The organism is Pseudoalteromonas sp. NGC95 (assembly GCF_015864705.1).
GTDB lineage: Bacteria > Pseudomonadota > Gammaproteobacteria > Enterobacterales > Alteromonadaceae > Pseudoalteromonas > Pseudoalteromonas arctica.
In genome coordinates, this window is the sequence record NZ_JADYWR010000013.1 from 115880 (window position 1) to 128082 (window position 12203).

Sequence of the window (12203 nt, forward strand, 5' to 3'; positions counted from 1 at the left end):
TAATATATTCATGACTAAAATAAAAAACGAGCCAAATTTGGCTCGTTTTTTTATTATTTTTTAATAACTATACTTGGCGATAGTCTTTAAAAAAGCGCTTCATTTTTAACATCGCATCGGATAAATCATCTTTGCTTGGTAAAAAGACCAACCTAAAATGATCAGGATCTGGCCAATTAAACGCCCTGCCATGTACAAGTAATATTTTTTCGGCTTTTAGCAAATCGTACATCATCTTTTCATCATCTTTGACGTTAAAAAGTGCTGTATCTACTTTGGCAAACGCATAGAGCGCGCCTTTAGGTTTTTTACAACTAATGCCTTCAATATCATTTAATCCACGCCATGCAATATCACGCTGCTCATATAAGCGCCCACCCGGGTTTATTAGACTATCAATTGATTGCACGCCGCCCAAAGCCTGTTGAATCGCATATTGTGCAGGTACATTTGCGCACAAACGCATAGATGAAAGTATTTCTAGGCCTTTGCGTAAATCATCCATTACCGAGGTACGACCGCTCAAAACCATCCACCCCATTCTCAGCCCCGCTGCACGGTATGTTTTTGCTAAACCATTAAAAGTAATAATAGGCACATCGTCGCAAAGTGAGCCGATTGAAGTATGCGTTATACCATCGTATAAAATCTTTTCGTAAATCTCATCGCTCAATAACAGCAGTTTATGTTCACGCGCTATATCAATTAATTGCATTAACAAATCATCACTGTAAACCGCACCAGTAGGGTTATTAGGATTAATTAATACCAGCGCTTTGGTTTTAGACGTGATTTTACTTTTTATATCTGCAATGTCCGGAAACCAATCTTGCTCTTCATCACATAAATAATGCACCGGATTACCACCCGATAACGTGACCGAAGCAGTCCAAAGTGGATAATCTGGAGCAGGAATAAGCACTTCGTCGCCATTATTTAATAGCGCTTGGGTGATCATCTGAATAAGTTCGCTTACGCCATTACCAATATAAATGTTATCTACATCTAAATTATGTAATCCACGTTGTTGGTAATGCTGATAAATAGCCACACGGGCTGAGTAGAGGCCTCTAGAGTCACAGTAGCCTTGGGCTGAATATAAGTTGCGGATAATATCTCGGTGCATATCTTCTGGCATATCAAAACCAAAAGCAGCCGGATTACCTATATTCAATTTTAATACTTTTTGACCTTCGTCTTCCATTTTTTTAGCTTGCGCTAAAACCGGCCCACGAATGTCATAACATACACCTTCTAATTTGTGACTCTTTTTAATATCAGACATTTTTACCTCGACTAGTGAGTCTTTAGACTAACCTAGTAAAGGCGTAAAATGCCAGCCTATTTAAACGCTTAATACTGAAATAAATTCACGTTTCAGTTTCAACAATTAACGAGATGCTAACCATTCATTTAGCTTAGCTTGAGAGCCTGTTACTTGAGCCATTAAGCTATTAGATGCGTCGATGGCTTCAGCTAAGTTATCTAGGTTTAAATTTTGTTCAATAACGCGAGATACTTCAGCAAGGCTTGAAGCACCAAACTGCGCAGCGTTAGATTTTAAGCTATGAGAATGACGAATCGCCGCTTCTCTGTCTTTTCCAATGGTTGCTAAAACTTCAGAGCCTAAACGCTCAAACTCCGAGCAGCAAAAATCAAGTGTATCAGCAAACTGCTCACCCAATAACGATTCCATACTCTCTAATGCTGATGTATCAATATTTATTTCTGTCATATTTTAAGCCCTTAAAACAATCCATGTAAATTACAGTTTAATAGTACTACTTTATATTGATGCGTAAAAAAAACCAACTTAATTACCTTATAAATGTATAATTGTGAGGATCATACTGGCAACAAAAAGTTTATTAAATGGCACGCACACTTTGTAATCATTGTAACTTTGCACTTAACACCTGTATTTGCAGCGCAATTACAAATATAAACAACAAAGTTAAGGTTATTATTCTACAGCACCCAAGCGAAGAAAAAATAGCAAAAAATACCGCTAAACTACTCAATTTGTGTCTAACTGATTGCCAAATAGTCAAAGGCGAAAATAATGACGACTTTTCTATTCTTAAATCACTGCCCGTAAGCTCAACTGTTTTGCTCTACCCTAACGAAAACGCTATTAATTTAGACGATAGCGCTGAGCAATCTAATATAAAAAACATCACCCATTTAATCGTGGTTGATGGTACATGGAAAAAAGCCTACAAAATTTTGCAGCTCACCACATTGCTAAATCAATTCAAAACGGTCAGTTTTAAACAGTTACCTAAAAATCGTTATGCTCTTCGTAAAGCCCCTAGGGCTGACAGCCTATCCACACTTGAAGCTGTAGCGCATAGTTTGTTTTTAATAGAGCAGCTAAATCCTGCACCACTTTATAATGTGCTTGATGAATTAATACAAAAACAAACCCAACACATGCCCGAGCACGTAAAAGCACGTTACTTAGATTAAATTCGTTACTATATGAAACTTGCAATGCGTAACTACCCTAACAGGCTAAAACGTGGCTTTACTCGCCAAGGCCCCGACTATCGCTTTGACGACCAAGTCGACTTTAGCGATATAAGAGATACCTTTGGCTTTAGATCTATGGTCGTCGGTAAATGGGTAACTAAAGAAGAGCACTACATTAGCGCTAATTTAATTTACGATGCACTGGCCGACCTTGCACAAATACTACATTTACCGCCCAAAGCTATTGGCCTGCGCGGGAAGCTTAATTTTGCATTTGGTCATGGCGGTCAAAAAGGTGTACAAGCGCATTATAATGCAGCTTCTCAAACGCTTGCCCTTGCAAAAAATGCAGGCGGTGGTGCACTTGCTCACGAATGGTTTCATGCGTTTGACCATCATATAAGCGAGCATTTATTTGCAGCAAAACCACGATTTGGTTTTGCCTCAAAATTATGGCTTTCAAACACGCCTAATTTATCGCACCCACTTAATAATGCTTTGAACAGTTTTTATAAAAATGTATTTTTAGATGAGCACGGCGTTGATGCTAATAACTTTGTACAAACGTGTATAGAACACGATAAAGCCCACAATATGAATTATATGAGCATGCCAGAAGAGCTTGCAGCACGGTGTTTTGAAGCCTGTATTGAGCAGCATTCAAATATAAAAAATAGCTTTTTAGTGGGGGGCTTACAAAGTAGTAATTTAATATACCCAAATATTGGGCATATTAATAAAGCAAATGAAGCGCTTAACCAGTACTTTGAACTACTGGGTTATGCGCTTCATAAAATGGATTAAATCAGCTCATAAAGTGATGCTTAGCTAAACCATTACCTGTACTAATGGTTAGCGAACCAAATCTAGTAATTTGTTTGTGCTCTGAACATTACAATAACCAAAGCTCAATGCAGCCATAAATGCATGATGAACATTATGTGCAGATACTACCACCCCATTAAATTCAAGATCTAATGTAGCACAAGCATCATGTGCTACATGACATTCATAGCCAAAATCTACTGCAGCACGAGTGACAGCATCAATACACATATGGCTCATAGCACCAACAATAATCAACCTTTCAACGTTGAGCTCTTCTAGTACTCTTTGTAAATCAGTATCGCGAAAACTATTTATTTGATGCTTTAAAACGACCGGCTCACCTTCAATTGGAGTAACCGTAGGATGGATTTTCGCACCATCAGAGTTAGGCACAAAGAACGGAGCCTCGTCAGAAGGAAACTCATGACGAACATGGACTACAGGCATACCATTATCACGAAATTGAGCTAGTAATATTGCTGCATTTTCTGAGGCTTTTTCAGTTCCAGACAGAGGCCATTTAGCTCCTTCGAATGTAGAGTAATAATCGTTTTGTAAATCAATAAGTAGTAATGCTATGTTAGACATAATAATCTCTCTTATGTTGTTTAGGTTATCTGTTGAGACTATTATGCAAAACATCAACTCATTACACCGATGGCGAAATAGCCATAAATCAGTTTAAAAATGACAAAGCATGTTCAGATCACAATTATCGACTACCCCAACGCCCTACAAAGTGCAGTACAAGGCTTTAAAGAGTTATTTTTTTTGGCAAACAGAATAGTTATAGAAAGCCAGCTTGAAGTTCAGTTCTTTGTAAAGGTCATTCAGCCCGATATAGATTTAGATGGGATGAGCCAAAATGATATTATTATTCTCCCACCAAACTTAGATGGTGATTATTACTACACGCCTCAACCCAAGTTGTTGCAATACCTCAACGAGGCTCATCAAAAAGGGACTATATTATGCTCTGCTTGCGCTGGTGCATTTATACTTGCCAAAACAGGCTTATTAAATAATCGTGTTGCTACAACACATTGGCAATTAGCTGATGAATTTCATGAGGCATTCCCCAAAGTATCTCTTGAGATTGAAAGTTTACTAATTAATGACGGTGATATTATTAGCGCAGGTGGGCTGATGTCATGGATTGATCTAGGGCTAGAAATCGTGGCTCAATTCACAAAACCACACGTTATGCGTACACTTGGAAAGTTTCTTATCGTTGATACGGGTAAAAGAGAACAACGCTATTACGGTAGTTTTTCGCCAAAACTTAATCACGGGAATAAACAAATATTACTAGTTCAGCATTTCATTCAAGCAAATTATAGTAAAACACTGAATGTTTCTGTACTAGCTGCTTTGGCCTGTATGAGCGAGCGAACATTTCTTCGACAATTCACCCATGCCACAACATTAAAGCCGATACAGTATATTCAAAAAATAAGAGTGCAAAAGGCATGTGAGCTATTAGAATCGACCACTCACAGTTTTGAGCGAGTGGCTCTGAATATTGGCTATGACGATGTAAACAGTTTTCGCAAAGTATTTATTAAGATAATCGGATTAAGCCCTACGGCGTTTAAAGAAAGATTTGTTTGAATAGATAGTACCAAAGGGAAGAATCATTAATTACCGTTGTATTCTCACTTCACTATTAAAATAAATGGCTATTATTGTAAATATTGAATTAAAGGTATAAAAATTTCATCTTTATACTTAGCAAACTTGTTGCACCCGCTTAATAAAGCAAATGAAGCGCTTAACCAGTAATTTGAACTACTGGGTTATGCGCTTCATAAAATAGACGAATAATGTCTATATTTGGTGATTACTTATCGTCACTAATACGACTTGCTACTGCACTGTTTTGATCTTTATATTTTGCATCTTTACGGATGTTGTATGGGTTTTCACACGGGCCCGATAGCATTTCAAAGCTCATAGCCCCAATTTTCATCAGTGGGCGAAGCGCCAGTGGTAATTTACCTGAGTTGTAAAACTCTAAAACAATATTACCGCTCCAGCCTGGGTCTATTCGGTGCGCGGTTACATGCACCATTAACCCCAAACGCGCAAGCGATGAGCGTCCATCTAACCACCCTACTATATCTGCTGGCAGAGTTACTTTTTCGTGTGTAATAGCAAGTGCAAGTTCACCTGGGTGTAAAAAGAATGCTTCACCTTCATCAAGCACTATTTCTTCACTCATGATTGATTCCATGGCTTTATTTAACTGATCTTTTGGACCACTTAAATCCACGTATGCCGCGTTGTGCGCATTAAAAGTTCTAAATTTATTACCTAATCGCAAATCGGCAGTTACGCCTGAAATCATGTCACTTGTTGGCGCAGGCTCAATAACAATGCGACCATCGCTTAGGTATTCATTAATATGTGTGTCTGAAAGTCTCATTATTTACTAATCTTCTGTAATCACAATTTCAATTGCATTGTGATGCTGTTGATAATAGAGCGTGCTGGCTATAAGCCTCGCTGCTGCGCTGTATGTTTTGCTTATTGCCGCGTCGTTATCGTTGGCAATAAGTTTTCCTTGCTCAGAATACTCACGTATATCTATTGCAAGAGGAATATGGCTAAGTACGGGTACGCCGTGCTTGTGCGCCAGCTTTTGTGCACCGTCTTTACCAAATACGTGATTAGCTTCACCGCAGTGGCTGCAAATGTAATGGCTCATGTTTTCTATTAAGCCCAGCACCGGCACGTTTACTTTATTAAACATGGCAATGCCTTTTTGCGCATCGGCAAGGGCTAAGTCTTGCGGTGTAGTGACAATAACAGTGCCGCTCGCTGGTACTTTTTGGCTCATTGTAAGTTGAATATCACCGGTGCCCGGTGGCATATCTACAATTAAGTAGTCAAGCTCGCCCCAATCAGTCTCGTTTAGCAATTGGCTAAGTGCGCCTGACGCCATTGGCCCGCGCCAAACGGTGGCATCATCGCTTGGGACCAAAAATCCAATAGATTGCGCTTTAATGCCGTTTGCATCAAAAGGCTGTAGCTGTTTGTTATCTTTAGTGACGGGCTCTGCGCCCACCAAGCCTAAAAGCATTGGAATAGATGGGCCATAAATATCAGCATCTAAAATACCCACCTTTGCGCCTTCGTTTTTAAGGGCGCCCGCCAAGTTAACGGCAGTAGTCGACTTACCTACTCCGCCTTTGCCTGAGGCAATAAGCACAATATGTTTAATCGCCTTAAACTTAGCTGCCTCTTTAATGATAACCTTGGCGCTAATTATTACAGGCACTTTTAAGCTTTCACTTACGTGTTGCTCAACTAAAGGCATTTCTGATTGCCCAGCAAATGGCAGGGTTAATTTAATGTGTAGTGATTTATCGTCATTTTGAGTAATAGTATCAATGAAGCTTTCATCAATACCGACGGCAAAAGCCGCACTACGATATGCCGCTAAGGCAGTAATAATCGGTTGTTTTTGCACCGATTTAGAAGAGAATAGTTTCGACAGTCCAAACATAGCAATTAAATAGCGTTTCTTTGATGAAAAGTGCCACGGAATTATGTAACATTCAGGGCATTAACACCAGTCAATTAATAAAAATCCATAAGCTGTGCGCACTCTAAGCAGATAGCTTGTAGATAAATTAATGATAATTGCCGTTTGTATAATAAAAACGGCGTTTTATCCTCAATTCGGAATGATTATGACGCAGCGAAAGATCCTGATTACCAGCGCATTACCTTATGCAAATGGCCCTACTCACTTAGGTCATCTATTGGAATATATTCAAACTGATATTTGGTCACGTTTTCAAAAACTACAGGGCCACGAAGCTTATTATGTTTGCGCAGACGATGCCCACGGCACGCCAATTATGCTTAATGCGCAAAAGCAAGGGATCACGCCTGAAGAAATGGTAAAACAAGTGAGCATAGAACGCCAACGCGACTTCGCTGACTTTAATATCAAATTTGATAACTACCACAGCACCCACAGCCAAGAAAACAAAGAATTAAGCGAACTTATTTATAACCGCCTAAACGATGCCGGTCATATTAAAAAGCACACTATTTCGCAATTATTCGATCCGGAAAAAGGTATTTTCTTACCCGATCGTTTTGTAACAGGTACTTGCCCAACGTGTAAGTCTGAAAACCAAAATGGCGACAGTTGTGATTCGTGTGGTGCTACATACAGCCCTACCGAACTCATTAATCCGCGTTCTGTAATGTCAGGTGCAGAGCCTGTACTTAAAGATTCTGAACATTACTTTTTTGACCTGCCAGCATTTGAAGGCATGCTAAAAGAGTGGTTACACTCGGGCACTATTCAACAAGAAATGGCTAACAAGCTAGACGAATGGTTTACCGATGGCTTGCAACAGTGGGATATTAGCCGTGATGCGCCTTACTTTGGTTTTGAAATTCCAAATGCACCGGGCAAATATTTTTACGTTTGGTTAGATGCACCTATTGGTTACATGGCGAGCTTTAAAAACCTGTGTGACAAAAAAGGCATCAACTTTGATGAATTTTGGGCTGAAGGTTCAGACGCTGAGCTTTATCACTTTATTGGTAAAGACATCATTTATTTCCACAGCTTATTTTGGCCAGCAATGCTAGAAGGCGCTAATTTTAGAAAGCCAACTAACGTATTCGCTCATGGTTTTGTCACTGTAAATGGCGAAAAAATGTCTAAATCAAAGGGTACGTTTATTAAAGCGCGTACTTATTTAGATAACTTAAACCCAGAGTACTTACGTTACTACTACGCAGCAAAATTAAGCAGCGGTATTGTTGACCTTGATTTAAACCTAGAAGACTTTGCACAGCGCGTAAATTCAGACCTAGTAGGTAAAGTAGTCAACATAGCGAGCCGTTGTGCTGGCTTTATTACTAAAAAGTTTGATGGCAAACTAAGCAGCACTATTATGCAACCAGAGCTGTTAGCAGAGTTTCAAGCGGCTGCACCTAGCATTACAACACACTACGAAAACCGCGATTACAGCCGCGCAATTCGCGAAATAATGGCGCTTGCCGACAAAGCAAACCAATTTATTGATGGCGCAGCACCTTGGGTATTAATTAAAGACGAAACTAAGCAACAAGAAGCACACGAAGTGTGTTCTCTTGGTCTTAACTTGTTCCGCGTTTTAATTACTTACTTAAAACCAGTGCTACCAGAAATGGCCGACAACGTACAAGCATTTTTAAATGACGACCTTGCATGGGACGGCGTTCAAAATGCACTCGTAAGCCACCCTATCAATAAATTTAAACCGTTAATGCAACGTGTTGAAATGGATAAAGTAAATAAAATGGTTGAAGAATCTAAAGAAAGCTTAGCGCCAAAAGCAACTATTGACCCTAACAGCCCACTTGCAAAAGAGCCGATTAGCGACGAAATAGAATTTGATGACTTTGCAAAAGTAGACTTACGCGTAGCTAAAATAGCTAAAGCAGAGCACGTAGAAGGCGCAGATAAACTACTTAAGCTAACTCTTGATTTAGGCGGAGAAACTCGCCAAGTGTTTGCAGGTATTAAATCAGCTTACGCACCAGAGGATCTCGAAGGTAAGTTAACCGTTATGGTCGCTAACCTTAAGCCTCGTAAAATGCGCTTTGGTATGTCTGAGGGCATGGTATTAGCAGCAGGTCCTGGCGGAAAAGAAATTTATATTCTTAACCCAGATGACGGCTCAGAGCCTGGTATGCGCGTAATGTAATATTACTCATACAATAAAAACCGCTGATACATCAGCGGTTTTTTTATGGGCTTCCCTATTTGCTTTATAAGCATTATTTAAATAATATCAGTGTATTAAAATATTTTTTAGATCAACAACCATGACCAGCAACCTTGATACCCAAAGACTAAATACCAGTGCGCTAATCAAGCAATATAAGTTACTCGCAATCTTACGCTTAAAACAACAAAGCGACGTAGCTCCATTAATTGATTGCTTAGTTAATGCAGGCATAAACGCACTCGAAATCACTTCAAACACGCCTGGCTTTGAGCAAGAAATAACAAAAGCACGCGCAGCTCATAAAAACGCACTTATTGGTGCAGGCACAATAATTAACACCACCCTTGCTCAGCAAGCAATTGATGCAGGCGCGCAGTTTATTGTAACGCCAAATACCAACAAATCGGTTGTCGAACTTGCCCACCAGCACGGGTTGCCAGTATTAATGGGCGCGCTAACACCTACCGATGTAGCAAATGCAATTGAATATAAGGCAGATATTATTAAGGTATTTCCTGCGGGCAGTATGGGCGTTGGTTACTTTAAAGCATTAACAGGTCCATTTTCAGAAGCACAATTAATACCTGTTGGTGGTGTGAATTTAGATAATTTATCACAATGGTTTGAAGCAGGTGCTTGTGGCGCGGCAGTAAGTGGCGATTTTTGTAAGGTATTAAATACCGAACAAGAGCGTAGCCACCTTACCAAGCTTGTAAAAAACTATATAAGTAAACTGCCTAAATAGGCAGTTTATTTTATTTATAGAATAGCCAAATGGGCGCTATACAAAATTAATTACTACTAATTAATTTAGCTTTTTCAATACGCGATCTTTTCTTGGTAGGTAATAATTATCGTAATCAAGTGACACTATAACGCGCTCTGCTTTTCCTAATAACTCGTTACGCGGAATTAAACCTATTACACGCGAGTCAGCGCTATTGTCGCGGTTATCACCCATTGCTAAATAATAATCATCAGGAATTGTAATTGCATCAAACCCCGATAAACGTGAAGGAATATTTGCCACTCTTATCGAATGCTCTAATCCGTTTAAATCTTCAATTTTATCAAGCGAGTCTATGTTGCTTCGCTGATCTGCATAATTAAGTTTTTTACCATTAATAATGAGCTCATTATTTTCAAGCGCAACGGTGTCTCCTGGCACACCAATTACACGTTTAATTAAACGGTTATCGGCAGCTTGTGAGTCAAAAACAATAATATCACCAGCTTGTGGATCCGCTAATTTAAGTAATTTTATGTGCGTAAATGGGACGCGAATATCGTAGGCCATTTTATCGGTAAGTATTCTGTCACCTTCTTGAATGGTCGGTTTCATTGAGCCTGTTGGCACTTCGTACCAATCGGCAACAGCGCTTCTAAATACGCTCATCAGTGCAATAAATACGATAAGAGAGCGGTTATTTTTCCAAAACTTATAAACTAATTTCATGCCTATTCCCTTCAATTGAACAAGTCTTTAATTGAGTAACTATTTATATGACTTTGCTAATTAGCTGCAGTTCAATCAATGATGTAACAAAACATGTTGACTACTAATTTTAATTGATCGATTAAATTTAGAGCGTCGTAACATTTAACGAAACCAACGGGTATTAACTTAAAGGAAAATAAAATGTTTAAGAAAATTACTACTGCATTATTGTTTACAACTGCAAGCCTTGGATTTACTACAATGGCTTATGCTGATCATCATGGTATGAAAAAAGACGTTGTTGAAGTAGCCGTTGAAAATGGTTCGTTCACTACTCTTGTTGCTGTTGTTAAAGCCGCAGGTTTAGTTGAAACACTGCAAGGTAAAGGACCCTTTACTATTTTTGCACCAACAGATGCTGCATTTTCTAAATTACCTGAAGGCACTGTTGAAATGCTACTCAAGCCTGAAAACAAAGACAAGCTAACGGCGGTATTAACTTATCACGTAGTGTCTGGAAAAGTGATGGCAGCCGATGTAATGAAGGTAGATAGTGCGAAAACATTACAAGGCCAATCAGTTATGGTTAAAGCCGACAGCATGGGCGTAATGATAAATGACGCTAAAGTTGTAAAAGCTGATGTAAAAGCAAGCAACGGCGTAATTCATGTTATCGACACCGTACTACTTCCAAAAGAGTAGTCATAAAAGAATAAGCCAAATAAAAAAGCATAAGTAAATACTTATGCTCTTTTATTTATTTTTGTCTCGTCCTGAAATGTGTTTACACATTTAGGATTTATTATGACCAAGTCAAATAATACAGCGCTCAAACGAACACAACGAGATTATTCATTAGGCTTTAAATTACAAGTTGTCGACGCTGTAGAAAAAGGCGATATGACTTATAAACAAGCCCAAAAAATTTATGGCATACAAGGTCGTTCTACCGTGCTTACTTGGTTAAGAAAACACGGTAGGATGGATTGGACTCAATCACCTAAGATAACTATGCCTACATCACCTAAAGCCAAAGAAAGTCCCGCTCAAAAAATCAAACGCCTCGAGCGAGAGCTTGAAGATGAGCACTTACGTAACCTGTTACTCAATGAAGTGGTTAATATTCTTGACGCTGAGCATGGAACAAACCTTCGAAAAAAGTATATTGCCAAGGAGCAAGAAGCCTTCAAAAGCAAAAAATAGTTAGCTTAGAACGTGCTGCATGCTGCTTGGTATAACGAGACAAGCGATATATCAACGAGAGAGCAGAGCTAAACTGCGTGCTATTGAACTAGCACCAGTTAAAGCGATGGTATTGGAAATACGACGTTTTATGCCGCGCTTAGGTGGAAGAAAGTTGTATTTTTTACTTAAACCAAAATTCATAGAGCGAGGCATAAGTTTAGGTCGAGACGCTTTTTTTAGTTATTTGAAAAATGAACGTTTATTGGTTAAACCTAAGCGTAGTTACACTAAAACTACTTTTAGTAAACATTGGATGAAAAAGCATCCTAACTTGCTAAAAGATGTGCAACCATCGCNGTTTAGTAAACATTGGATGAAAAAGCATCCTAACTTGCTAAAAGATGTGCAACCATCGCGACCAGAAGAGGTTTTTGTAAGCGATATAACCTATGTTCAATCAGAGCAAGGTGTTCACTATCTATCGCTAGTAACTGATGCGTATAGTCGCAAAATTATGGGTTATGAACTCAGTGATGAAA

Annotated in this window: 13 protein-coding genes and 1 pseudogene; 8 read left to right on the forward strand and 6 right to left on the reverse strand. The window is 39.0% G+C overall.

The window, feature by feature from the left end; translation table 11 throughout:
- Window positions 1–67: 67 nt before the first annotated feature.
- Together I6E70_RS13270 and I6E70_RS13275 are read right to left on the reverse strand one after the other, a co-directional pair.
- The gene (locus I6E70_RS13270) at window positions 68–1285 is read right to left on the reverse strand and encodes a pyridoxal phosphate-dependent aminotransferase (RefSeq protein ID WP_197188892.1); all 1218 of its coding nucleotides are present in this window, start codon (window positions 1283–1285) and stop codon (window positions 68–70) included.
- Window positions 1286–1390: 105 nt separating this feature from the next.
- Complete coding sequence (locus I6E70_RS13275; RefSeq protein WP_007582543.1) at window positions 1391–1735, reverse strand: Hpt domain-containing protein; 345 nt, start codon at window positions 1733–1735, stop codon at window positions 1391–1393.
- 137 nt (window positions 1736–1872) lie between these two features.
- On the opposite strand from I6E70_RS13275, the gene I6E70_RS13280 reads away from it, so the two are divergent.
- A complete protein-coding gene (locus I6E70_RS13280) occupies window positions 1873–2469 on the forward strand; it encodes a tRNA-uridine aminocarboxypropyltransferase (RefSeq protein WP_197188893.1) in 597 nt (198 codons plus the stop codon).
- Window positions 2470–2493: 24 nt separating this feature from the next.
- The gene (locus tag I6E70_RS13285; protein WP_197188899.1) at window positions 2494–3276 is read left to right on the forward strand and encodes a CLCA_X family protein; all 783 of its coding nucleotides are present in this window, start codon (window positions 2494–2496) and stop codon (window positions 3274–3276) included.
- Window positions 3277–3324: 48 nt separating this feature from the next.
- Here the strand turns inward: I6E70_RS13285 and I6E70_RS13290 are convergent, their stop codons facing one another.
- On the reverse strand, window positions 3325–3888 hold the full coding sequence (locus I6E70_RS13290) for a cysteine hydrolase family protein (protein ID WP_010554235.1): 564 nt from the start codon (window positions 3886–3888) through the stop codon (window positions 3325–3327).
- A gap of 99 nt (window positions 3889–3987) precedes the next feature.
- Here I6E70_RS13290 and I6E70_RS13295 point away from each other — a divergent pair, with 99 nt between their 5' ends.
- On the forward strand, window positions 3988–4911 hold the full coding sequence (locus I6E70_RS13295; protein WP_197188894.1) for a GlxA family transcriptional regulator: 924 nt from the start codon (window positions 3988–3990) through the stop codon (window positions 4909–4911).
- A 229-nt stretch (window positions 4912–5140) separates the two neighbouring features.
- Here I6E70_RS13295 and dcd read toward each other — a convergent pair whose 3' ends face one another.
- Window positions 5141–5725 (reverse strand): dCTP deaminase, encoded by a 585-nt coding sequence (dcd, locus tag I6E70_RS13300; protein WP_007582539.1) that lies wholly within the window; start codon window positions 5723–5725, stop codon window positions 5141–5143.
- A gap of 6 nt (window positions 5726–5731) precedes the next feature.
- Window positions 5732–6808: an iron-sulfur cluster carrier protein ApbC gene (apbC, locus tag I6E70_RS13305; RefSeq protein WP_197188895.1), complete on the reverse strand. Its 1077-nt coding sequence runs from the start codon at window positions 6806–6808 to the stop codon at window positions 5732–5734.
- A gap of 187 nt (window positions 6809–6995) precedes the next feature.
- On the opposite strand from apbC, the gene metG reads away from it, so the two are divergent.
- A complete protein-coding gene (metG, locus tag I6E70_RS13310) occupies window positions 6996–9017 on the forward strand; it encodes a methionine--tRNA ligase (protein WP_197188896.1) in 2022 nt (673 codons plus the stop codon).
- A 121-nt stretch (window positions 9018–9138) separates the two neighbouring features.
- Window positions 9139–9786 (forward strand): bifunctional 4-hydroxy-2-oxoglutarate aldolase/2-dehydro-3-deoxy-phosphogluconate aldolase, encoded by a 648-nt coding sequence (locus tag I6E70_RS13315; protein ID WP_165727382.1) that lies wholly within the window; start codon window positions 9139–9141, stop codon window positions 9784–9786.
- 60 nt (window positions 9787–9846) lie between these two features.
- Here the strand turns inward: I6E70_RS13315 and lepB are convergent, their stop codons facing one another.
- A complete protein-coding gene (lepB, locus tag I6E70_RS13320) occupies window positions 9847–10497 on the reverse strand; it encodes a signal peptidase I (RefSeq protein WP_007582535.1) in 651 nt (216 codons plus the stop codon).
- Between the two features lie 183 nt (window positions 10498–10680).
- On the opposite strand from lepB, the gene I6E70_RS13325 reads away from it, so the two are divergent.
- The 3 genes and pseudogenes from I6E70_RS13325 to I6E70_RS20940 form a co-directional block, all read left to right on the forward strand.
- Window positions 10681–11181: a fasciclin domain-containing protein gene (locus I6E70_RS13325; protein ID WP_197188897.1), complete on the forward strand. Its 501-nt coding sequence runs from the start codon at window positions 10681–10683 to the stop codon at window positions 11179–11181.
- Window positions 11182–11283: 102 nt separating this feature from the next.
- Window positions 11284–11682, forward strand: coding sequence for a helix-turn-helix domain-containing protein (locus I6E70_RS20935; protein WP_442960296.1), 399 nt, complete (start codon window positions 11284–11286; stop codon window positions 11680–11682).
- A gap of 97 nt (window positions 11683–11779) precedes the next feature.
- Window positions 11780–12203 (forward strand): annotated as a pseudogene (locus tag I6E70_RS20940) (hypothetical protein); the annotation flags it as partial.

Excerpts from the sequence above, each read along its gene's own strand:
- I6E70_RS13270 (WP_197188892.1), bottom strand. The coding sequence starts at position 1,285 with ATGTCTGATATTAAAAAGAGTCACAAATTAGAAGGTGTATGTTATGAC.
- I6E70_RS13275 (WP_007582543.1), bottom strand. The coding sequence starts at position 1,735 with ATGACAGAAATAAATATTGATACATCAGCATTAGAGAGTATGGAATCG.
- I6E70_RS13280 (WP_197188893.1), top strand. The coding sequence starts at position 1,873 with ATGGCACGCACACTTTGTAATCATTGTAACTTTGCACTTAACACCTGT.
- I6E70_RS13285 (WP_197188899.1), top strand. The coding sequence starts at position 2,494 with ATGCGTAACTACCCTAACAGGCTAAAACGTGGCTTTACTCGCCAAGGC.
- I6E70_RS13290 (WP_010554235.1), bottom strand. The coding sequence starts at position 3,888 with ATGTCTAACATAGCATTACTACTTATTGATTTACAAAACGATTATTAC.
- I6E70_RS13295 (WP_197188894.1), top strand. The coding sequence starts at position 3,988 with ATGACAAAGCATGTTCAGATCACAATTATCGACTACCCCAACGCCCTA.
- dcd (WP_007582539.1), bottom strand. The coding sequence starts at position 5,725 with ATGAGACTTTCAGACACACATATTAATGAATACCTAAGCGATGGTCGC.
- apbC (WP_197188895.1), bottom strand. The coding sequence starts at position 6,808 with ATGTTTGGACTGTCGAAACTATTCTCTTCTAAATCGGTGCAAAAACAA.
- metG (WP_197188896.1), top strand. The coding sequence starts at position 6,996 with ATGACGCAGCGAAAGATCCTGATTACCAGCGCATTACCTTATGCAAAT.
- I6E70_RS13315 (WP_165727382.1), top strand. The coding sequence starts at position 9,139 with ATGACCAGCAACCTTGATACCCAAAGACTAAATACCAGTGCGCTAATC.
- lepB (WP_007582535.1), bottom strand. The coding sequence starts at position 10,497 with ATGAAATTAGTTTATAAGTTTTGGAAAAATAACCGCTCTCTTATCGTA.
- I6E70_RS13325 (WP_197188897.1), top strand. The coding sequence starts at position 10,681 with ATGTTTAAGAAAATTACTACTGCATTATTGTTTACAACTGCAAGCCTT.
- I6E70_RS20935 (WP_442960296.1), top strand. The coding sequence starts at position 11,284 with ATGACCAAGTCAAATAATACAGCGCTCAAACGAACACAACGAGATTAT.